At 65.6% G+C, this 19,693-nt stretch carries 20 protein-coding genes; 12 read left to right on the forward strand and 8 right to left on the reverse strand.

Annotated features, from left to right (window positions below; translation table 11 throughout):
- The first annotated feature begins 279 nt into the window (after positions 1-279).
- The 7 genes from BMY29_RS09480 (at position 280) to BMY29_RS09510 (ending at position 4,312) form a co-directional block, all read left to right on the forward strand.
- The gene (locus tag BMY29_RS09480) at positions 280-1,206 is read left to right on the forward strand and encodes a PKD domain-containing protein (RefSeq protein ID WP_049990184.1); all 927 of its coding nucleotides are present in this window, start codon (positions 280-282) and stop codon (positions 1,204-1,206) included.
- 299 nt (positions 1,207-1,505) lie between these two features.
- On the forward strand, positions 1,506-1,856 hold the full coding sequence (locus BMY29_RS09485) for a hypothetical protein (protein WP_049990183.1): 351 nt from the start codon (positions 1,506-1,508) through the stop codon (positions 1,854-1,856).
- Between the two features lie 103 nt (positions 1,857-1,959).
- Positions 1,960-2,238 carry a ubiquitin-like small modifier protein 1 gene (locus BMY29_RS09490; protein WP_049990182.1) on the forward strand — a complete coding sequence of 93 codons (279 nt, stop codon included), beginning with the start codon at positions 1,960-1,962 and terminating at the stop codon, positions 2,236-2,238.
- A 257-nt stretch (positions 2,239-2,495) separates the two neighbouring features.
- Positions 2,496-3,221: an AzlC family ABC transporter permease gene (locus BMY29_RS09495; RefSeq protein ID WP_241471279.1), complete on the forward strand. Its 726-nt coding sequence runs from the start codon at positions 2,496-2,498 to the stop codon at positions 3,219-3,221.
- Positions 3,211-3,531: an AzlD family protein gene (locus BMY29_RS09500; protein ID WP_049990180.1), complete on the forward strand. Its 321-nt coding sequence runs from the start codon at positions 3,211-3,213 to the stop codon at positions 3,529-3,531. The genes BMY29_RS09495 and BMY29_RS09500 overlap by 11 nt, the downstream gene beginning before the upstream one ends.
- A gap of 75 nt (positions 3,532-3,606) precedes the next feature.
- On the forward strand, positions 3,607-3,867 hold the full coding sequence (locus tag BMY29_RS09505; RefSeq protein ID WP_049990179.1) for a MoaD-like domain-containing protein: 261 nt from the start codon (positions 3,607-3,609) through the stop codon (positions 3,865-3,867).
- A 1-nt stretch (position 3,868) separates the two neighbouring features.
- Positions 3,869-4,312 (forward strand): DUF8048 family protein, encoded by a 444-nt coding sequence (locus tag BMY29_RS09510; RefSeq protein ID WP_049990178.1) that lies wholly within the window; start codon positions 3,869-3,871, stop codon positions 4,310-4,312.
- Positions 4,313-4,428: 116 nt separating this feature from the next.
- On the opposite strand, the gene fdhF is transcribed toward BMY29_RS09510, so the two are convergent.
- Positions 4,429-6,612 carry a formate dehydrogenase subunit alpha gene (gene fdhF, locus BMY29_RS09515; RefSeq protein WP_049990177.1) on the reverse strand — a complete coding sequence of 728 codons (2,184 nt, stop codon included), beginning with the start codon at positions 6,610-6,612 and terminating at the stop codon, positions 4,429-4,431.
- 177 nt (positions 6,613-6,789) lie between these two features.
- Between fdhF and BMY29_RS09520 the strand changes: the two genes are divergently transcribed.
- The 4 genes from BMY29_RS09520 to BMY29_RS09535 all read left to right on the forward strand — a co-directional run bounded on the left by BMY29_RS09520 (position 6,790) and on the right by BMY29_RS09535 (position 9,858).
- Positions 6,790-7,350, forward strand: coding sequence for a hypothetical protein (locus BMY29_RS09520; protein WP_049990176.1), 561 nt, complete (start codon positions 6,790-6,792; stop codon positions 7,348-7,350).
- 75 nt (positions 7,351-7,425) lie between these two features.
- Positions 7,426-8,067 (forward strand): molybdenum cofactor guanylyltransferase, encoded by a 642-nt coding sequence (locus BMY29_RS09525; RefSeq protein WP_049990175.1) that lies wholly within the window; start codon positions 7,426-7,428, stop codon positions 8,065-8,067.
- 118 nt (positions 8,068-8,185) lie between these two features.
- Positions 8,186-8,500 carry a DUF4242 domain-containing protein gene (locus BMY29_RS09530; protein WP_049990174.1) on the forward strand — a complete coding sequence of 105 codons (315 nt, stop codon included), beginning with the start codon at positions 8,186-8,188 and terminating at the stop codon, positions 8,498-8,500.
- A 257-nt stretch (positions 8,501-8,757) separates the two neighbouring features.
- A complete protein-coding gene (locus BMY29_RS09535) occupies positions 8,758-9,858 on the forward strand; it encodes a CobW family GTP-binding protein (RefSeq protein WP_049990173.1) in 1,101 nt (366 codons plus the stop codon).
- Between the two features lie 17 nt (positions 9,859-9,875).
- On the opposite strand, the gene BMY29_RS21015 is transcribed toward BMY29_RS09535, so the two are convergent.
- Together BMY29_RS21015 and BMY29_RS09540 are read right to left on the reverse strand one after the other, a co-directional pair.
- Positions 9,876-10,034 (reverse strand): hypothetical protein, encoded by a 159-nt coding sequence (locus BMY29_RS21015; RefSeq protein ID WP_173424905.1) that lies wholly within the window; start codon positions 10,032-10,034, stop codon positions 9,876-9,878.
- A 505-nt stretch (positions 10,035-10,539) separates the two neighbouring features.
- Positions 10,540-11,700, reverse strand: a complete 1,161-nt coding sequence (locus tag BMY29_RS09540) for a glutathione-independent formaldehyde dehydrogenase (protein ID WP_049990172.1) — start codon at positions 11,698-11,700, stop codon at positions 10,540-10,542.
- A 198-nt stretch (positions 11,701-11,898) separates the two neighbouring features.
- Between BMY29_RS09540 and BMY29_RS09545 the strand changes: the two genes are divergently transcribed.
- Positions 11,899-12,318 carry a GlcG/HbpS family heme-binding protein gene (locus BMY29_RS09545; RefSeq protein ID WP_049990171.1) on the forward strand — a complete coding sequence of 140 codons (420 nt, stop codon included), beginning with the start codon at positions 11,899-11,901 and terminating at the stop codon, positions 12,316-12,318.
- A gap of 136 nt (positions 12,319-12,454) precedes the next feature.
- On the opposite strand, the gene BMY29_RS09550 is transcribed toward BMY29_RS09545, so the two are convergent.
- The 5 genes from BMY29_RS09550 to BMY29_RS09570 form a co-directional block, all read right to left on the reverse strand.
- Positions 12,455-13,915 carry a plastocyanin/azurin family copper-binding protein gene (locus BMY29_RS09550; RefSeq protein ID WP_049990170.1) on the reverse strand — a complete coding sequence of 487 codons (1,461 nt, stop codon included), beginning with the start codon at positions 13,913-13,915 and terminating at the stop codon, positions 12,455-12,457.
- Positions 13,916-13,940: 25 nt separating this feature from the next.
- The gene (locus BMY29_RS09555; protein WP_049990169.1) at positions 13,941-15,650 is read right to left on the reverse strand and encodes a pyrroloquinoline quinone-dependent dehydrogenase; all 1,710 of its coding nucleotides are present in this window, start codon (positions 15,648-15,650) and stop codon (positions 13,941-13,943) included.
- A 6-nt stretch (positions 15,651-15,656) separates the two neighbouring features.
- Positions 15,657-16,571 (reverse strand): hypothetical protein, encoded by a 915-nt coding sequence (locus tag BMY29_RS09560; RefSeq protein ID WP_049990168.1) that lies wholly within the window; start codon positions 16,569-16,571, stop codon positions 15,657-15,659.
- A gap of 224 nt (positions 16,572-16,795) precedes the next feature.
- On the reverse strand, positions 16,796-17,566 hold the full coding sequence (locus tag BMY29_RS09565) for a class I SAM-dependent methyltransferase (protein ID WP_049990205.1): 771 nt from the start codon (positions 17,564-17,566) through the stop codon (positions 16,796-16,798).
- 51 nt (positions 17,567-17,617) lie between these two features.
- Complete coding sequence (locus BMY29_RS09570; protein WP_049990167.1) at positions 17,618-19,600, reverse strand: aldehyde ferredoxin oxidoreductase family protein; 1,983 nt, start codon at positions 19,598-19,600, stop codon at positions 17,618-17,620.
- Positions 19,601-19,693: the final 93 nt, after the last annotated feature.

Raw genomic sequence — 19,693 nt, forward strand, 5'->3', positions numbered from 1 at the left:
GCGGGAGGGGGACGAACAGCCAATTTCAACATGTTGGGATAGACAGCATCACTAACCACTCCAGTAAGACTGTCACGACATACTGAAACCTGTTTGCATACCCTCACAATGGGATCAAAGACACGTCACCTCGCCGTATTTGCGCTATTCGGAGTGGTGGTTGTGTCAGGGCTCATCGTTGGAACGAGTACAGCGATCACATCCCTCAGTAGTGATGAGCCGACGATTGAGTTCAATAACAGAAGCATCAATTTTTCTGTCGGTTCACCCATCGATGAAGTGAATGGGTCGCTCGAATCCGATTCCAGTTCGAATGACTCAGGTCCCGGCGGCGGGCTACAACTCCCACCACTGGGCCCGGGTTCGAGCACGGATTCGAGTTCATCCACCAACACGGTCGGCTCCGCGCCGAGCGACGTCACCGTCCTCGAGTCTGAGTCGGGAATCGTCACGACGACCGAACCAGTCGCCTTCAGGCAGACGGCCGTCAAGTCGCTCGAGTTCGACGACCCCGATCCCACGTGGTCCGTCACGGTTCGCGACTTCGACACGGAACCGTCCGCGAACGGACCCGCACCAGGCGAGACGCTCAGCGTCAGCCAGGTAAGCATCTCCGACGAAGCGACGGACGAGTCCGCGACGATCCGGATCGCGGTCGATCCCGCGCAACGTACGGACAAGCGTCCCGACAATCTCCGGATCATGGTTGCGACCGACGACGGCTGGACGCAACTCGAGACAGCGGTCGTCAAAGACGGCACCGAGGACGGCGCTGCAGTCCTTCTCGAGGCTGACACGCCGAAAGTCGGCCGTTTCGTCGTGAGCGACGTCGGCCAGCCGACGGCAGCCGTTGAACTCGAGTCCGGGACGATTACCGCCGGAGACGAGATCGAACTCTCCGGCAGTCGATCGATCGATAGCAACCTGGCCCTCGAATCCTTCGAGTGGATGGTCGGTAACACGACGTTCGAAGGAGAAACGATCACAGCAACGATCGACGAACCGGGAGAGTACACGGTCTGGCTCACAGTCACGAACGACGCTGGTGAAACCGACACGACAACGGCGACGCTCACCGTCACAGACGACACCAGACAAGCGAGCGACGACGATCTCGTCGATGGCAGCCTGGTCTGGGCTGGACTCGCCGCAGTCGTCGCCGCGGTGGTCGGCGGCGGAGCGTACTGGTTCCGCCGGGAGCAGTAGAACGACGACGGCAGCGACCCGCGGTCGCGGTTCTCGTCAATTCGACACCGCGGCTCATCGCTGCACTCCATCGGCACGAGGTCCGATTGTGACGAAATTCTGGAACTCGAAACGCCGTCGAGTGCCGCTGCCAAGGGAGAAACTGACGGCCTTCTCCGGTTTGGAGACTGCGGTAGAGCTGCCAATCCAGCGACCGCCGAAACAGGGCACCGGAGCGACGCGTACTAGTGGCAGCAATTGTGCTGACCGATACCGACCGTACCCCAAGCGTTCAACTAGTGGGACTGAGTAACACAAATATGGAGTTCGCTGTGTCCCGCGACGGGACGACACTCGTAACCCTCCACGGGGGGTCCGATACGACCGCCTGCGAGGAAGCGACGTCGGACCTCGCCGACAGCCTCGAAACCCTCGCGGCGGCGGAAACGGTTACGGCCTGGGAAATCACTGACGCGGACGTGTACGAACACCCGACTGCGCCGTTTGATCCGTACACGATCGCCGTTTCGTTTACGGTAACGGTCACCGTCGACGCCGCCGACGCCGACCAGGCGACCGAGATCGGCGCGGACGCGATCGACGACGCGCTCGCGAACGCCGGCGTCGAGTCCGTCACGTATACGTCGTCGCCGGCGGCGTCGGCGGCCTGAGTCGACTCGTTTCGGACGCGCCTCGACGTTGACGGCCCGACACGGCGGACGCGCTGCCGAATCGACCGCCCGGACTTATGTCATCCGCTCACGAGGCTAGCGTATGGAGATCGATCTCCGATTCTTCGCCACCTATCGGGACGCCGTCGGCCAGAAGGAGCGCACGCGGACGGTCGCGGACAGGGCCACCGTCGGCGACGTCCTCGCCGATCTCGAGAACGACTACGACGGACTCGACGAGCGATTGCTCGCGGACGGAACGATCCGGCCGCAACTGAGCGTGCTGAAAAACGGCCGCAACGTGATGCATATGGACGGCGCCGAGACGACGCTGGACGACGGCGACGTGGTATCGGTGTTCCCGCCGGTCGCCGGCGGCTGAGTCGGACCCGGTGACGGACTCACAGGACAGGGGGGAGGGGGTGATACCGTCCGATAAAAGCGAGAGACGGCCGTCGACGGTATCGCGGGCGCGACTCCTGTTGGTCGGTAATCGGACCGCCGCCGTGATCGACCGACGACCGCGACGGCCGCGGACGATTCGAGAGCGATTTACGCGTCGTTCGATTGGGAACGAACGTGGCAGGTACTGACGGCAATCCACCCGACCCCGACCGGACCGATCGGCCGACGGACGCGATATCAGGCGACGAGCCGACGCCGACGGACGCGGAGCCCGAGACGGTGACGTTCGAGCGGGAGGGCATCCGGGCCGGCTTCCTGACCTGTCTCCCGGTCGCGCTGGGCGTCGGGGGGTACGGGATCGCCTTCGGGATGCTCGCCCGTCGAGCCGGGCTGAGCGTCGCGGAGGCGGCGCTGATGAGCGCGACCGTCATCGCCGGCGCGGCCCAGATCGTCGCCGTCGAGCTCTGGACGGAGCCGCTCCCGGTCGCGACGATCGTCCTCACGACGCTGGCGATCAACCTGCGCTACTCGCTGATGGGCGCCGCGCTGGGGCCGTGGCTCGCGCGGCTCTCGCCGCTGCGGAGCTACGGGAGTCTCCTGCTGATGGCCGACGAGAACTGGGCGTTGACGATGCGGGAACTCAAATCCGGCAGCGGTCGGGGCGCGTTCCTTCTGGGCACCGGGATCGCGATCTGGCTCTTCTGGGTCGGCTCGACGGTGCTCGGAGCGGCCGCCGGCGGCGTGATCGGCGATCCGGAGCAGTACGGCTTCGACTTCGTCCTCGCGGCGGTGTTCGTCGCGCTCGCGGCCGAACTCTGGGAGGGAAAGCCGACGCTCGTTCCCTGGCTCGTCGCGCTCGCGACGGCGCTCGTGACGGCGGCGTATCTCCCCGGCCGGTGGTACATCCTGCTCGGCGGGGTCGCGGCCGCCGTCGTCGAGGTGATCCGCCATGGTCGGTGAGGGGGTCCTCGCGCTCGATCCACTCGTGGTCGGCGTCATTGTCGCGATGACGGTCGTGACGGCGCTCACGAAGGTCGGCGGCCTCTGGCTTCTGCGCCGGATCGACGTCAGCGAGCGCCTCGAGGCCGGGCTCTCGGTCCTTCCGGGCGCGATCGTGATCGCGATCCTCGGGCCGGAGCTCGCGGAGGGCGGCCCGGCGGAGTGGGCCGCGGCCGGCGTCGTGCTGGTCGTCATGTGGCGCACGGAGAGCATCCTGGCGTCGCTGTGTGCCGGGGTCGGGGCCGTGGTCCTGTTCCGGACGGTCGTCTGAGGGCCGACTCGCGCCGCCGCTCTCACCGTTACCGACGAACGCGAATTTATCCGTCCGGCGGTCGAACGCGAAGGTATGACGACTCGTCTAGAGCGTTCCTTTCGCGGCATTTCCGAGCGACTTGCGATCCGGTATCTGACGAAGCTCGGCGGCGATCGCGTCGGCGAGAACACCGTCGAGGGCGACGGCTGGACCGCGACGCTCTCCTCCGAAAAGGTCGACATCGGCCCCACGATGCAACTGACCGAGGTAACGGTCGTTTTCGAGGGCGAGGAAGACACCCTCGAGCCGCTCGTCGAGCAGTTCGCCCAGAAGGCGATGCGTGCAGGTGGCTGAGATGGCAGGCGAGCCGATCGATGGCCAGGTGCTCGTGCTGACGGCCGCCAAGGCGAGCGTGTCGCCGACCAGGCTGCCCGACCTGGTCGAGCGTGCCCAGCTGGTACTGGAATCGGAGTGCGAGCGCTATCGCCGGGAGTACGAGCGGCTGTACGCGGACGACGACCTCAAGATCTTCCTCGTCGAGTGGGGCCACTGGGACGAGATCGGTGCGGAGTTAGGCGTATCCGACCGCGAGCTGTCGGCGATCCGCCGCGCCCACGAGGAACAGTTACTGCGGATCGGCCGGCGGACGGACCGCGAGGACGAGTTCGAGACGGCGCTGGAGATTCGGGAACCGGTGGTCGTCGGAACCGGGGACGAGTCCGAATCCACCGAGACCGGATCCGGAATCAGGGTCGCGGGCGAGGACGTGAACGAAAACGAAGACGAAATCGGCGGCTGAGGGACACATTCCGCCAGTGTCCGGAGTATTTTGAGCAACGATAGCTAGCAACGTGATTGGAAGGGGACGGCGCGGCGGCGGGTCGCTGCCGTCAGCCGCCGTATCGGGGCCGGCGATCAGTCGTCGCCCGCGGGATCGGCCGGCTCGCCGAGCGGTTCGACGTCGACGTCGATCTCCGCGGCGGCGGCCTTGTACTCGGGAATCTTCGCCCGCTCGTCGAGTACGTGGTTCGTGAGCTTGTTCGCCGAGGCGGCGGCGAAGTGCGGCGTCGTCCAGACTACGCCCTCCTTGGTGTCCTCGGTGACGTGGGCCTCGAGCGTGATCTCGCCGCGGCGGGAACTGAGCCGGACGTACTCGCCGTCCTCGATGCCGTACCGGTCGGCGTCTGCGGGGTGGACGTCGACGAAGTTCTCCGGGGTCTGGCGGTTGAGCGTCGACGACCTGGTGCTCATCGTCCCGGTGTTGTAGTGTTCCTCGAGTCGCGCCGTCGTGAGGATCAGCGGGTACTCCTCGTCCGGCGTCTCCGCCGGGGGCTGGTGCTCGACGCCCTCGATGTGCCCGAGCCCGCTCTCGGTGTCGAACTCCTCGGCGTAGAGGTACGGATCGCCCTCGTCGCCGGGCTCGTAGCAGGGCCAGTGTAGGCCCCCCTTGCCGAGGCGGTCGTAGGTCATCCCGTGGTAGATAGGACAGACCTGGCGAAGTTCCTCGAAGACCGCTTCGGGATCGTCGAAGTCGAACCCACCGCCGGACCCCGTCCGGCTCTCCGAGGAACCTCGGTCCTCGCTCTCGTCAAAGAGACGCGTCCCGACCTCGCTCAGAATTTCGAGGTCGTGCTTGGTGTTCTCGTGGACTTTCCCGACGCCGCGCATCCGCTGGACGCGGCGGTCGGTGTTGGTGACGGTGCCGCCGCGCTCGGCCCAGGTCGTCGCCGGCAGGATCACGTCGGCGTACTCCGCGGTCTCGGTGGGGAAGATGTCCTGGACGACCACGAACTCGAGATCCTTGAGCCGCTCGGCGACGCTGTTGGCGTCGGGCTCGCTCATCACGGGATTCTCGCCCATGACGTACAGCCCCTTGATCGAGTCGCCGGCCTCGTAGGAGATCTCGACGTTCGTGAGCCCCGGCTCGTCGGGGACCTCGAAGCCCCAGACCTCCTCGACGGACTCGCGAGCCTCGTCGTCGTCGACGAGCTGGTAGCCGGGGAGTACGTTCGGCATCGCGCCGACGTCGCTGGTCCCCTGGACGTTGTTCTGGCCGCGCAGCGGGTTGACGCCGGTGCCGGGCCGGCCGAGGTTGCCCGTGATCAGCGCCAGGTTGATCTCGTTTTGCACGTTGTCGACGCCGCAGGCGTGCTGGCTCATCCCCATTCCGGTGAAGATGGCCGCGTTGTCGGCCGTGGCGTACTTCTCCGCGGCCAGTTCGATGTCCTCGAGCGGGACGCCGCACTCCTCGGCCGCGGCCTCCTTGTCGAAGCCCTCGAGGGTCTCTACGAGGTCCGCGAACCCCTCAGTGCGCTCTTCGATGAACGCCTCGTCGATCCAGCCCTCGTCGGGGTTTTCCTCGTGTTTCTCGAGGATCGTCTTGAGGACGATGTTCAGCAGCGGGATGTCCGTCCCCGGATTCAGCTGGAGGTGCATGTGGCGGTCGCTGTCGTCGATCCCGAACGACCGCGTCGTCTTGTTCGCGTGCGGGTCGACCTGGATGACCGTCGCGCCGTCCAGCACCGCCTGGCGGAAGTACTGGCTGTTGGCGATCGGGTGTTGCTCGCCCGGGTTCGCCCCCTGAATCCAGAAGACGTCGGCCTCCTCGCGGAGGTCGCGCATGCTGTTGGTCATCGCGCCCGCGCCGAGGCTGGTCCGCAGCGCCCAGACCGTCGAGGCGTGGCACATCCGCGTGCAGTTGTCGACGTTGTTGGTGCCGTAGCGCCTGGCGAGCTTCTGGAGGAGGTAGTTCTCCTCGTTCATCGTCTTCGAGGAGCCGAAAAAGCCCATCGCGTCCGGGCCGTACTCCTCGCGGATGCGCTCGAGTTCGTCGACGACGTACTCGAAGCACTCCTCCCAGGTGGCCTCGCGGAACTCGCCGTCCTCCTTTAGCAGCGGGTCGGTGAGCCGATCCTCGTGGTCGATCACCTCCGTCGCCGCGCCGCCCTTGATACAGACGCGCCCCTCGTTGACCGGCGCGTCGCCCCACGGCATAAATCGGACGTCGCTCGGTTCCTCGCCCTGTTGGATCTGGATGCCGCACCCGACCCCGCAGTACGGACAGATCGTCTTGACTGGATCTTGCTGATCACTCGACATTGGCTATTGATCCCCGTTAGCACAACCCACTACGTTATCGTGTATGAGGTTTTCTACCGTACTCGCGGTATGTAGCGGCGAGCGATGGATCGCTCCGGCGGAGTGCGACGAGAATCGCCGCTCGCGGGAGGAGAATCGGGGAAACGCTGACGACGGTCCGTGCGAGATAGTCGCACGATGGAGCTGAGTCGTTCGCTCGTCGCAGCGAAAGCCCGTGAATACCGAGAGAATGAGCCGCTGGACACGGTCGAACGGGAACAGATCGAGACGCTCCCAGCGGCGTTCGCGTCGGGCGAGTACGGCCGGCGGGACGCGGCCTGGGTCGTCAGGTGGTACTACCGGCGGTTCCTGGGCGACTACCCCGACCGGGAGCGCCGGGCGGCGGAGGAGGCGTTTCGGGAGAACGACTTCGAGGCCGTCCGGGCAGCGATCGCGGACGCCGTCGCCGCAACTGACGCCGCGACGGGACTCGATCGGCTGACCGACCTCGACGCGGTCGATGTCCCCGTCGCGTCCGCGTTCCTCGCGTTCATCGAGCCGGACGAATACGTCGTCGTCGGCCCCCGCGTGTGGGCGACGCTCCGTGAGGCCGGCGAACTCGACCGGTCCTACCCGGATCCGCCGTCGGTTCCGGCGTACGAGGACTACCTCGAGCGGTGTCGAGCGCTCGCCGATCGCTTCGACTGCGACCTCCCGTCGCTGTATCGTGCGCTGTGGCGCCTGGCGTCGTCGGAGTGACGAGTCCGAACGAGGCGAAGCGATTCGTGACGACGCGACCGGAGGCTTTTGCCCCCGCTGGACGAACCGTCGAGTATGACCCCCAAAACCGGGCGCGACGAGCGGACGGGCCTGATCGTCGCCGGCGGCCACTCGACCCGCTTTGGCGACGAGGACAAGGCCGTCGCCGAACTCGCTGGCACGCCGATGATCCGCCGGGTCGTCGATCGGATCGAGCCGGCGGTCGACGAGTTCGTGATCAACTGCCGGGAGGATCAGGTGCCGGCGATCCGGGACGCGCTCGACGGCGGGCCGGCGGCGTCGTTCGCGGTCGATCCGATCCCCGACCGCGGACCGATGGCGGGCATCATGACCGGGCTGCGCGAGACCGCGACCGAGTACGCCGTCATCGTCGCCTGTGACATGCCCTTCGTCGAACCGGATCTCGTCGACCACCTCTTCGAGCGCGCGGCGGGCCGCGACGCCGCGGTCCCGCGGCTCGACGACCAGTGGTTCCAGACCACCCAGGCCGTCTACCGGGCCGAGCCGATGGCTGCGGCCTGCGAGCGCGCGCTCGAGCGCGACGAGCGCCGGATCGTCGAACCGCTGTTCGACCTCGATTACGTCGTCGTCGACGAGGACGAGGTCCGCGAGTACGCCGCGCTCGAAACGTTCGAGAACGTCAATACCCGCGAGGAGTTCGACGACGCGACCGCGCGACTCGGCGGTGAGGTGTGAGTCGGCGGTCGCAGTTCGATGGGCGACGAGTCGACACCGGGGACGATCGGTCCGTCTCGCGAGCCGAGAATGGATGTGACATTCATTATCATGGGCGGCAAACGGCCGGTCGGACCACATGACCGACCAGGCGACCACCGACGAGGACCTGACCGACTTCCTGATCCTGCGATCGCTCGACGAACCGATCACCGCGGACGAACTCGAGGCCGCCGGCGAGCAGTCCGGCCAGGCGCTCTCGGAACTGCGCGACGAGGACGTCGCCATCCGCTGGGTCGAATCGGAAGTGATGACCGACGAGGACGGCCGGGTTACGGGCACGTTCTGTCACTACCGGGCCGAGGGCGAAGACGCGATCCGCGAGCACGCCGATCGGGCCGGACTGCCCGCGACCCGAATCGATCGACGCGGAGCACCCCTCGAGGGGGAGTGAGCGGCGGCGAAAACGGAGCGGACGGGTGAACTACTTGCCGCTGAGCGCGCCGACCGCGTCGAGCCGTGACTGTCGAGGGAGCGGCCCTGCTCCTCCGCGGAATCGACGACGTACTCGACGGGCTGGCGCTCACCGCCTCGGACGAGGAACCGTCTCGGGGCCGTTCCTGAATCCGTGCAGAACCGTCTCCGCCCGATACAGTCGGTGCGGTTCGCCCGGTCACTTAGTACCGTCCCCGTCGTGGTATCTGACACCGTATGGCTCACAACAACAGAATTCCCGTAACCGTCGTCAGCGGCTACCTCGGCGCGGGGAAGACGACGCTGATCAACCACGTACTGTCGAATCCGGGGGATCGGCGGGTAGCGGTGATCGTCAACGATATGGGGGAAGTGAATATCGACGCGGAACTGATCGCGCGAACCAACGACGACGAGGGCATCGTGGACCTCTCGAACGGCTGCATCTGCTGTCGGTTACAGGGGGATCTCCTCGCGGAAGCGGCCCAGTTGGCCGAAAGCCGAACGTTCGACTACCTGCTGGTCGAATCCTCGGGGATTAGCGAACCGATTCCCGTCGCGCAAGTATTCACCGAGGGAACGGACGAGAGCGACGTGGACCCGACGAGCCTGTTCCGGTTGGACACGATGGTGACCGTCCTCGACACCTACGGGTTCTGGAAGGAGTTCGACGCCGGGGAGCAGTTGCCGGAGGGCGCTCAACCCGACGAAGATAGGCCATTGAGCGAGGTCCTCGTCGAGGGGATCGAGTTCTGCGACGTCTTGCTCCTCAACAAGTCCGACATGGTTCCGGACGACGTCCTCGAGGAGATCGAAGCGGTCGTCGAGACCCTCCAGCCGCGGGCGAAGCGACTCCGAACGACCTACTCCGAGGTGGATCCGGACGTCATCCTCGACACCGGCCAGTTCGACTTCGCGACGGCGAAACGCTCCCAGGGGTGGAAACGCCACCTGCGCGGAGAAGGACACGACCACGACGCGGGACCGAGCACGGCCGAACGGCACGGCGTTTCGTCGTTCGTCTTCCGATCCGACCGACCGTTCCACCCGGAGCAACTCGCCGCCTGGCTCGAGGACTGGGACGGCGCGATTATTCGAGCGAAAGGCGTCTGCCACGTCGCGAACCGCGACGAGGTGATCGGCGTCAGCCAGGCTGGGCCGTCCGTCAGGGCGGGCCCGATCGGCGAGTGGCGGCCGGACGACGACCGGCGCACGCGGCTGGTGTTCATCGGCCGGGAGATGAACGAAGATCGAATTCGGACGGAACTCGAGGCATGTTTGGTCGAGGGTCCCGACCCGGAGACGGTGGACGCGGCGGCCGATCCGTTCCCGCTGTAGCCGCTATCCGCACGGCCCTACAGCTCCAGCTCGTCGCTGAGTTCCTCCCAGGACTCGTGAAAGCCGTGGGTCGACCGATCTGTCGTCCGGTCGGGGAGGGCGTTCTGATAGATGTCGTCGTACTCGAGCAACCGCGTCCAACCGTCGTGAAAGGAGTAGTTGCAGTACTGGCACATGCATCCGGCTACGTCGGTCGACGGTATACCCGTTTCTCCGATCGAGCGGCCGGCGAGATCGCGGGCACCTCACTCATTCCGGAGCGCGACGGGGCATCCTCGACGGTACCGAATCGTGATCGAAACCCGCTATCGGAACGGACGGCGATCGGACTCGCTCGGATCGCAAGCAACAGGGCGAAGTTGTGGCAGCATCGAACGCGAGTGACCACCGGATGCGCCGGACGAGCGACGACCTTCCGAGGGAGTGATGAGGAGCATGAATCGAAGAGGCGAATACGTCAGTAGCGCGGACGACACGATCGAGCGTGAGTGCGATCACTGCGAGTGGCACGCGGTTGCGGGGTCCTACCCGGAACTGATCAAACGGTATCAGGATCACCTTCGCGACGAACACCCGACAACGTGGCTACGGAGCTGAAGCCGCGCTCGCTCGCGTACCGAGCAGGGTCTCGGTCCGTTCGGTCCCGAAACGCGGCTCCGATCGGAGCCGCCGTCGAACCGGTTACGGTTCGAGCAAGACTTTGATGACGCCTTCTTCGCGCTCGTCGAACTTCTCGTACATCTCCGGCGCCTGCTCGAGGTCGACGCGGTGGGAGACGACCCAGCTGGGGTCGGCGCGCCCCTCGATGATCATGTCTCGCAGCTCCCGATTGTACTGCTTGACGTTCGTCTGGCCGGTACCCAGCTTCAGTCCCTTCTCGAAGGCCTTGCCGAAGTCGATCCCGAGTCGGCCCTGGGCCGCCATCTCGTCGGGAGCGCCGGGGTCCGACGGGACGTACAGTCCCGGAATGCCGAGATTGCCGGTCGGACGGATGGTCTGGATGAGCTGGTTGAGTACGATCGCGGGGTTTTCTCGGGCCGGATCGTAGGCGTCGTCGGTCGGATCGGTCTCGGGGTCGATCGCTTGATACCCGACGGCGTCGACGCCCGCGTCCACGCCGCCGCCGTGGGCGTCTTTGATCTGTTCGACGGGATCGCTCTCCTCGAAGTTGATCGGGCGGGCGTCGCAGTGGTCTTCGGCCAACTCGAGGCGACTCTCGACGCGGTCGACGACGTAGATCTCCGATGCGCCCTGGATCTTGGCGCTGTAGGCGGCCATCAGGCCGACGGGGCCGGCCCCGAAGATCGCGATCGATTCGCCCGGATCCAGGTTCGCGAGTCGGGTACCGTGCCATCCCGTCGGGAAGATGTCCGCGAGGAGCGCGAAGGCGTCCTCGTGTTCGTCGCCCTCCGGCAGTTTCAGCGCGTTGAAGTCGGCGTACGGCACCCGAAGTTTCTCGGCCTGGCCACCTTTGTACGGCCCCATCGCGACGTACCCGTACGCGCCGCCGGCGAAGCCGGGATTGACGTTGGTGCAGAAACCGGTGTAGCCGTTCTCACAGTTCCGACAGAACCCGCAGGCCACGTTGAACGGCATTACGACGCGGTCGCCCTCTTCGAGCGTCGTGACGGCGTCGCCGACCTCGCTCACGATTCCCTGGTTTTCGTGACCGAAGACGATCCCCGGATCGGCCGAGGTTCGCCCCTCGTACATGTGGAGATCCGAGCCACAGATGCACGTCGTCGTGATGTCGACGATAACGTCGTTCTCGTGTTCGATCTCAGGTTCATCGACCTCTTCGACGGCGACATCGTGCGGTCCCTGATATACGACGGCGTTCATTGACATTTGGTATCGACCCTCAGTGAACCGTCCACAGACGCCGTTGTAAATGTTCGTGTGACTGCCGCCGTTCATCAACGCTCGTGTGACTGGAGAGTACCGCCGCTTGATGACTCCAAAATATACTCACATCAATCGAATATATTATGTTTTTTACAATGGATATTTATATTGCCTCATACTGTGGTAAGAGACCGCATGGTTGATACAGTGAGTCTCGACACGGCGAAGGAAATCATCGACGCGGCAGAGCAACGGGCGGCGGAGATCGACAATCCCATGGTGATCACGGTCGCGAATTCCGAGGGGAACCTTATCGCCCAACACCGGATGGACGGCGCGTGGCTCGCGTCGGTCGATATTTCGCGAAACAAAGCCTACACGGCGGCCGCCCTGGACATGCCGACGCACGACCTGGCCGATCCGACCCGACCGGGCGAATCGCTGTACGGCTTGCAGAACACCAACCAGGGACGGATGGTCATTTTCGGCGGCGGCTACCCGTTGATGCGAGACGGCGACGTCGTCGGGGCGATCGGCGTCAGCGGGGGCGCGGTCGAGCAGGACATGGACGTCGCGGAGTCGGGCGTCGACAAATTCGACGAACTCTCCGCGTAACGGCCGCCTCGAGTTCGGCGGTCATCGATCTCCGGCACGGACGGCAGATTCGGCCGGTTCTCGACGCGTACCAGGCGCTCTACCGCGTTCGGATCGCACCGAAGAAAAGCGAGCGCCGCCGGGCGGAGAACCGGTATCAGTCGCCGTTCGTTTCGTTGCCCTCCGCCTCGGCGGTCTCGTTACCGTCCCCGGTCTCGTTTCCGTCCATGTCTGCGGTCTCGTTACCGCCCATCCCGTCACCGCCCCGTTCGATCTCCTCTTGCTGGATCTCGCCCGTCGCTTCGGTTTCGCCTTGAACGGTGATCTCGCCGACCGCATCGAGTTGCGACTGATCGAGGTAGACGCCCATATCCTCTTGGGCGACGAATTCGACGGTCTGGGTCTCGCCCTCCTCGCTGGTGAAGTTCGACCGGACGTACGTGCTCCACTCGTTGGTGTCGCCGCCGCTGGCGATCACGAAGTTGTGGCCGGGCAGCGGTTCGAAGGTCATGTTTTCCGCTTCGGGCTGGTGACGACCGAGCGCGTTCTCCCACTCGACCGCGTACGTCTCGCCCGCCTCGAGTTCGAGCGGCGGGTTCTCCTCGTCGGCGATATCATCGGGTTCGACGCCGACCCACTGGCCCTCCTCGAGCGCGAACGAGTAGGTCTCGGTCGGGTCACCCGTTTCGATCGCCGGGACCGTGACCGTGACCTCCTGACCGTCGCCGTCGACCGACACCGTGTCGGTGACCCGTTCGTGGCCGTAGGTCCAGACTTCGAGGTTGTACTCGCCGTCCTGGAGCATATCGAACCGGGCGACCGCCGGCGCGTCCTCCTCGGCCGGCGTCTCTTCCTCTTGGGCGCCGCCCATGTCCGATTCGTTTCCGGCCGTTTCGTTTCCGGCCGTTTCGTTTCCGGCCGTTTCGTTTCCGGCCGTTTCGTTCCCTCCCGTCTCGTTCCCGCCCGTCTCGTTTCCGCCTTCGTCGTCGCCTGGCTCCCGTTGGGACTGTTCCTCCTCCGGCGGGGCGGGTCGCGCGGCGATATCGGAGAACGCGTGGTACTCCTCGGAGGGGGTCCTGAGGAACACCTCGGCCTCGAGGGGGTTCCCCTCCTCGTCTTCGACCTGAACCCGGAGTTCCCGGACCTCGTCCGGACTGACCAGTTCGACCGGGCCGCGCATCTGGACCGGGTGCGGCATGCAGTAGTACTCCGCCACTCCCTCTTCGGGAGTGAACGTGAGCGAGGTGGATTCGCCTTGCTCCTCGACGAAGTCCGTCGCTTCGACCACCTCGCCGTTCTCGTCCTCGAGGACGAAGTTGTGCCGCGAACCGTCGCCGTTCGTCCAGACGACTTCGTTTTCTTCGCCTTCGATCAGTCGCAGCGTCGGGTTGGAGGCGCCGTCGATTTCCGCCGGCGCGACGCCTTGCCAGCCACCGACGAGACCCACTAACGAGAGCGTCCGTCCCTCTCCGTCGTTCTGCGTAGCCGGAAGCCGGAAATCGATCTCGTCGCGGTAGGCGCCAGCGGTGCCGGCCATCGCAGCCGTGCCGGCGATCGCCGCCCCCTTCAGTACCCCGCGACGGGAAACGTCTTCGCGTGATTGCTTTTCGTTTGACATAGTTGTGTGAGTGCTATCGTGGTGTTCAGGCGTCCATCGAGAACACGGCGAGCGTGTCGCCGCGATCTCCCTGACGGAGCCAACCGCTGCCGCCGACCTGGACGGCGACGTACTGTTTCTCCTCGCCGGGGTCGTACCAGCTCATCGGCGAGGCGCTGATCGGCACGTCGAACTCGTACTCCCAGAGGCGGTCGCCGCTCTCGCCGTCGTAGGCGACGAGGACACCGTTCTGGGTCCCGTTGAACACGAGTCCCGTCGCGGTCGACATCGAGCCGCCCCACATGTAGTACTCGTCTTCGCTCTCGATCCAGTCGCGCCAGACGCGCTCGCCCGTCGCCGGATCGACCGCCGCGAAGGCGGTGATCGAGTCGTTCCACTCGTCGGGGAACTCCTCGGCCGGATCGGCCAGGCCGCCGCCCCAGTAGGGATTACCCTCGCTGTACTCCTCGTACCGCCAGTAGAGGTCCTGCGGGTAGTTCTGGTGGACGACGTACACGTACCCGGTCTCGGGGTTGTACGACGGTGGCTGCCAGTCGTTGCCGCCAGGCGCGCCGGGGACGAACGGGACGCGTTCGTCCTCGCTGATGTGGGGAATCATCTCCCACATATTGATGTGTTGGCAGATCTCCTCGCTGCGTTCGTGGAGTTGGCCGGACTCGGCGTCCATCATGTACACCCAGCCGGTCTTGTCGGACCCGACGACCATCTCCGACGGCCCGTCGTCGACGTCTACGTCGCGCAACAGCACTCGCGGCGCGACCGCGTCGTAGTCCCAGACGTCGTGCGGACTGCTCTGGAAGCCCCACTGGAACTCGCCGCTCTCCAAGTCCAGCGAGATGGTCCCACAGGTGGGGAAGTTCGGTCCCGGCCGGACCGTCCCGTCGAAGTCCGGTCCGGGATTCGCGACCGCCGTGTAAAGGACGTCCCGCTCCTCGTCGATCGTCGGCGTCATCCAGGTCGTGCCGCAGCCGTGCTCGCGGCTCTGGCCGATCCACTCGTCTTCCGGGAGCGTATCGTTCTGCCAGAGCATGTCGCCGCTCTCCGCGTCGAGCGCGGCGACGAATCCGAGGACGCCGTACTCGCCGCCGGCGCTGCCCGTGTAGATCGTCCCGTCGTAGATCACTGGGGCCCACGTCGCGGAGTACCCGACTTCGTGTTCGCCGGTACTCGTGTACCACTCCTCTTCGCCGGTGTAACGGTCCAAGGCGACGACGCCCGAGTCGAGCGTCGTCATGTAGACCTTGTCGCCGTAGACGGCGGCGCCGCGGTTGTTGTCGTCGCAGCACAGCTCGACGCCCATCGGAACCGCGTAGGTGTAGCTCCAGAGGACCTCCCCCTCGCGGGGGTCGATCGCCTTCATGTGGTTCGGGCCGTTCGTCTGGTACATGACCGGGGGATCGCCCGGAACGACGATCGGCGTCCCCTCCATGCTCGAACCCGTCCCGACCGACAGCTCGTACTCGAGTTCGAGATCGTCGACGTTGTCGGGCGTGATAGCGTCGGCGGTCGTGACTCGATGTTGCTCGTAGTTCCCGCCGTACATCAACCACGACCGGGGATTCTCCCCGGTATTACTCAGCATCTCCTGGTCGACGTCCTGCTCAGGAATGCGCTCGGGATCGTGCTGCTCGGTGATCGATTCCTCGGGGCCCCCGACCAGCGTATAGCCGTCCTCGATCTCTCTCAGTTCGATGTCTCGGGCGGCTTGTACCGCCTTATCGTTGCGAAGTGCCATTTAAAATCACCTCAGTTCGCTCGGCGCGCGTTTCTCGTCCGTGATGTAGAACACGTCGTGCAACAGCTCTTCCTGGCTGATGATCTGGACGGCCGCGCCAGCGGTGAACGCGGCTGTCAGCTGTTCGTCCGTGAACCGGTCTTCGCCCTCGCCCCCGCCGGCGAGATCGCAGGCGGCGGTCGCCGAGACGAACAGCCCGCCCAGCATCGCCTTCACGTACCTGGCCGCGTCGTCGAGGATGTCGTCGGTGACGAGCACCTCGTTCTGCCAGAGGTGCCTGTCCAGCCCGTTGATCCACAGCAGGACGCCGCCCATCGCGCGCTGATGAAGCGGCGGCACGTTTTCGGTGTCGAACTCGACCCCGTCGGGGATCTGGTTCGAGGGGACCCAGCGCGCGAGTCGCTCGTCGTTGTTCGCGACCGCCGTTAGAATCGCCGTCTTCTCCGATTCGTCGAACCCGACATCGTCGAGCGCCGCCGACAGCGGCTCGGTCAGGACCAGTTCGCGCGTCGTGTGCTCGATGTGGTCCGCCGTGAACCGCGGCAGGTTCTCGTCTACACTCTCGAAGAAGCCGACATCGAGCAAGTGGTCGTAGAGGTGCCAGCCCGGTGCCGCTACCTCAGTATACAGTCCCTCAGGTACGTCGGGGACGCCGACATCGCGGACGGCCGACAAGCGTTGGATCTCGTCCGCAACGTTCTCGCGCTCCCGTTCGATCAGTTCGCGGTCGAGTTGCGCCCCGAGATCGGCTCGGATTGCTTCCCCGCAGGAGGCCAGCGCCGAGTCGGTCTGCGATTCGACCTTCCCTGCGAGCGAGTCCCACGTGAGAGGACCGTCCCCCGGTACATCGACTCCGAGTCTCGTCGTCAGGTCACGCCGGTCCGCAACCGTCGTTCGTGACGCAGTGCGTATTTGTTTCATGCTACCACTGCACACCTACTGCCATCTCCTGATTTGATAATGCTTATCGAAGAATTCCAGACCTATAAGGAATATCTAAATCCAGTCATCGGTTCGACAAATAAACCTCCCGCTCGCGTTCCAACTCTCGAATTGTAACTCGTCGAAAGCGACGCCGCGACGGCAGCGGTAGGCGGTCGATACGAGCGCAGATGGCTCTCCCTGGTAGTAGCAGGTCCCGCGTATCACCGGTCGGCAGCCGACGCCGGCGTCGCGACGAGCACGAGATACGGCTCGTCGGACCGGCCGCGCTCGATCCGATCGACCGTCTCGATCCGAAAGCCCGCCGCCGACACGCGCTCCCGCCAGTACCCCTCCGGCTCGCGATCGACGCCGTCGGGAACCAGCGGGAGTTCGAGCACGCCGAGCGTCCCGTCGGGCTCGCAGACGCGCCGGCTCTCACGCAGCGTCCGATCGACGTCCCGCGCGTCGAGGTCGTGGAGAACCCGACAGGCGGTGACGACGTCGACCGAATCGGTCGCCAGCGGCAGCGCCGCCGCGTCACCGGCGATCGGTTCGACCGCCAGGCCGGCCCGCGTTCCGTTCCGGCGCGCGAGCGCCGGCCCGTTGCCGAAGATGACCCGATCGTCGAAGACGTCGAGGCCGATCACGGTCCGGCCAGGCGGGACGTGAGGTGCGAGTCCGACGAGCGAGCGCCCGGTCCCGCAGCCCACGTCGAGGATCCGATCGGCGCGATCGAGCGGGAGTCGCGCCGCGAGGGCGTCGTACTTGCCGCGTTCGATCGCCCACGGCGGCGGGGAGAGCAACGATTCGAGTATCGTGCCCGCGTGGACGGCCGCCCCCGTCGCGACGAGACCCGCAGCGAGCCGCCCGCGGGAATCGTCAGTCCGCCGCCTGGCGACGAGCGCGAGGACGGCGACGGCGATCGCGGCGCCGACCGCCCGGCATCGCCGCCGCCAGTGGTACAGACCGAAGTTGTATCGAACGGGGAGCATCGTCACTCTCGAGGGGTGAGAAATGAGAAACCGTGACGCGATCGGCGGCGATCAGTCGTCGCTCGGTGCCGCGGCACCGCCCTCGCCCGTGCTGACGCCGGTACCGGGGCCGATCTCGATTCCAAGGTCGTCGAGTTTCTCGTCGGGGACGACGCCGTCGACCCAGCCGCGGTAGTCGTAGTACTCCTCTTTCATCCGCTCGAGCTCGCAGTACTCGCCCTCGGAGGCGCCCTGGCCGGGGATACCGTCCGCGAGGAAGCGGTCCGGCAGCGAGTCGTCGGTCCCGTCGAACCCGGCGAGGTTGTTGTAGTAGCGCTCCAAGTTGTAGACCCGTTCGCCGGCCTCGAGGAGGTCGTCCTCGGTGACGTCGCGGCCGGTCATCCCGTTGTACTGGGTGACGTACTCCTCGATGCCCTCAGCGAAGGCGTTGAACTTGCAGATGTCGAAGCTGTCGGAGATGGCGTGCAGATCCTGGAACTGGGCGGTGAGCTCGCCCTTGCCCTCCCACTCGTAGGGGTCGACCTTCTCGGGAATGCCCAGAATCTCGGCGGCGGGCGTGTACCCGCGCAGGTGGCAGGCCCCGCGGTTTGAGGTGGCGTAGCCGATCCCCATGCCCTTCATGCAGCGGGGGTCGTAGGCCGGAATCGTCTGGCCCTTGACCGCCAGGGAGTTCTCGCGGGCGTCTCGCATCTCCGCGATCCGGTCGGCGCCCTCGGCCAGGAGGTCCGCCAGGTCGTCCTCGCGGTGAGCGATCCGCTCGATCATGTCGACCATCTCCTCGGAGTCGCCCCAGTCGAGGCCAGCGTGGGACTCTGTCCCACGAGCAGACGGGCTTTGCCCGTCGACATCGTTGAGGTCGTCGAGTTTGCCCTCCTCGGTCATCTCCATGGCCATCGCCATCATGTTGCCCACTTCGATGGTGTCGACGCCCATGTCGTTACAGCGGTCGATCATCAGGGCGATGTCGTCGCGGTCGGTGTGGCCGGAGTTCGGGCCGAGCGCGAACGCCGACTCGTACTCGTAGGACTCCGTCCGGACGTTCATCTCCTCGCCCTTGTGCATCGCCTGAACTTCGACCTCCTTCTTACAGGCGACCGGACAGGAGTGACACGTGGGTTCGTCGACGAGGATGTTCTCGCGGACGTTCTCGCCGGAGACCTGCTCGGAGTCGAACTCGTCGCCGGCCCAGCCGTCGTCGCGGGCGTCCCCGGTCGAGGTGTACTTCCCGTTGCGCGTCGGGAGCCCGGACATCTCCTCGGTGAGGTTCATCAGGACGTTCGTCCCGAACTTCGAGAGCCCGCCCTCGTTGGGCGCGGTGACCTCCGACTCTTGGATGGCCTGCATCGCCTGCTGGTGACCCTCCCGGAACGTCTCCGAATCGGCCGGTTTGGGCATCCGCGTGTTCGACTTGACGACGACCGCCTTGAGGTTCTTCGAGCCGGCGACGCAGCCGGTGCCGCCCCGACCCGAGGCGCGGTCGTCCTCGTTCATGATCGTGGCGTAGCGAACCTGATTCTCGCCACCGGGACCGATCCCCATGATGCTCAGGTTCTTGCCGTAGGAGCCCTCGACCTCCTCTTCGATCGCGTCGCGGGTTTCGTGGAAGCCCATCCCCCAGAGGTGCGAGGCGTCCCGAAGTTCGACCTCGCCGTCCTCGACGACGGCGTAGACCGGTTCGTCCGCCTGGCCCTCGAAGAGTAGGCCGTCGAAGCCGGCCCACTTGAGTCGGGCGCCCGACCAGCCGCCCTGGTGGCTGTCGGTGACGGTGCCGGTCAGCGGCGATCTCGTACAGACGGCGATCCGGCCGCTCATGGTCACTTGGGTGCCCGACAGCGGGCCGTTCATGAACGCGAGCAGGTTGTCGGGTCCGAGCGGATCAACGTCCGGTCCCTGTTCGAAGACGTACTTTACCCCCAAGCCGCGCGCACCGATATACTTCTTCGCGTCCTCGTCGTCGATCGACTCGTACGCGACCTCCCCGTCCGAGAGATCGATGCGAGCGACCCTATCTTGGAATCCACCGAGTTCGGTCATGGTAAACGCTCGCTCTTATCTACAACGCCTATCGTGTTAGGCGTTCCCTCCCACCGGTAACCGGATTCGATTACGGCGCTGGCGGAACCGACG

Origin of the sequence: Natrinema salifodinae, from assembly GCF_900110455.1 — an archaeon.
GTDB lineage: Archaea > Halobacteriota > Halobacteria > Halobacteriales > Natrialbaceae > Natrinema > Natrinema salifodinae.

Excerpts from the sequence above, each read along its gene's own strand:
- BMY29_RS09540 (WP_049990172.1), bottom strand. The coding sequence starts at position 11,700 with ATGAACGCCGTCGTATATCAGGGACCGCACGATGTCGCCGTCGAAGAG.
- BMY29_RS09520 (WP_049990176.1), top strand. The coding sequence starts at position 6,790 with ATGGAGCTGAGTCGTTCGCTCGTCGCAGCGAAAGCCCGTGAATACCGA.
- BMY29_RS09485 (WP_049990183.1), top strand. The coding sequence starts at position 1,506 with ATGGAGTTCGCTGTGTCCCGCGACGGGACGACACTCGTAACCCTCCAC.
- BMY29_RS09545 (WP_049990171.1), top strand. The coding sequence starts at position 11,899 with ATGGTTGATACAGTGAGTCTCGACACGGCGAAGGAAATCATCGACGCG.
- BMY29_RS09570 (WP_049990167.1), bottom strand. The coding sequence starts at position 19,600 with ATGACCGAACTCGGTGGATTCCAAGATAGGGTCGCTCGCATCGATCTC.
- BMY29_RS21015 (WP_173424905.1), bottom strand. The coding sequence starts at position 10,034 with ATGTGCCAGTACTGCAACTACTCCTTTCACGACGGTTGGACGCGGTTG.
- BMY29_RS09560 (WP_049990168.1), bottom strand. The coding sequence starts at position 16,571 with ATGAAACAAATACGCACTGCGTCACGAACGACGGTTGCGGACCGGCGT.
- BMY29_RS09555 (WP_049990169.1), bottom strand. The coding sequence starts at position 15,650 with ATGGCACTTCGCAACGATAAGGCGGTACAAGCCGCCCGAGACATCGAA.
- BMY29_RS09565 (WP_049990205.1), bottom strand. The coding sequence starts at position 17,566 with ATGCTCCCCGTTCGATACAACTTCGGTCTGTACCACTGGCGGCGGCGA.
- fdhF (WP_049990177.1), bottom strand. The coding sequence starts at position 6,612 with ATGTCGAGTGATCAGCAAGATCCAGTCAAGACGATCTGTCCGTACTGC.
- BMY29_RS09530 (WP_049990174.1), top strand. The coding sequence starts at position 8,186 with ATGACCGACCAGGCGACCACCGACGAGGACCTGACCGACTTCCTGATC.
- BMY29_RS09535 (WP_049990173.1), top strand. The coding sequence starts at position 8,758 with ATGGCTCACAACAACAGAATTCCCGTAACCGTCGTCAGCGGCTACCTC.
- BMY29_RS09550 (WP_049990170.1), bottom strand. The coding sequence starts at position 13,915 with ATGTCAAACGAAAAGCAATCACGCGAAGACGTTTCCCGTCGCGGGGTA.
- BMY29_RS09505 (WP_049990179.1), top strand. The coding sequence starts at position 3,607 with ATGACGACTCGTCTAGAGCGTTCCTTTCGCGGCATTTCCGAGCGACTT.
- BMY29_RS09510 (WP_049990178.1), top strand. The coding sequence starts at position 3,869 with ATGGCAGGCGAGCCGATCGATGGCCAGGTGCTCGTGCTGACGGCCGCC.
- BMY29_RS09490 (WP_049990182.1), top strand. The coding sequence starts at position 1,960 with ATGGAGATCGATCTCCGATTCTTCGCCACCTATCGGGACGCCGTCGGC.
- BMY29_RS09525 (WP_049990175.1), top strand. The coding sequence starts at position 7,426 with ATGACCCCCAAAACCGGGCGCGACGAGCGGACGGGCCTGATCGTCGCC.
- BMY29_RS09500 (WP_049990180.1), top strand. The coding sequence starts at position 3,211 with ATGGTCGGTGAGGGGGTCCTCGCGCTCGATCCACTCGTGGTCGGCGTC.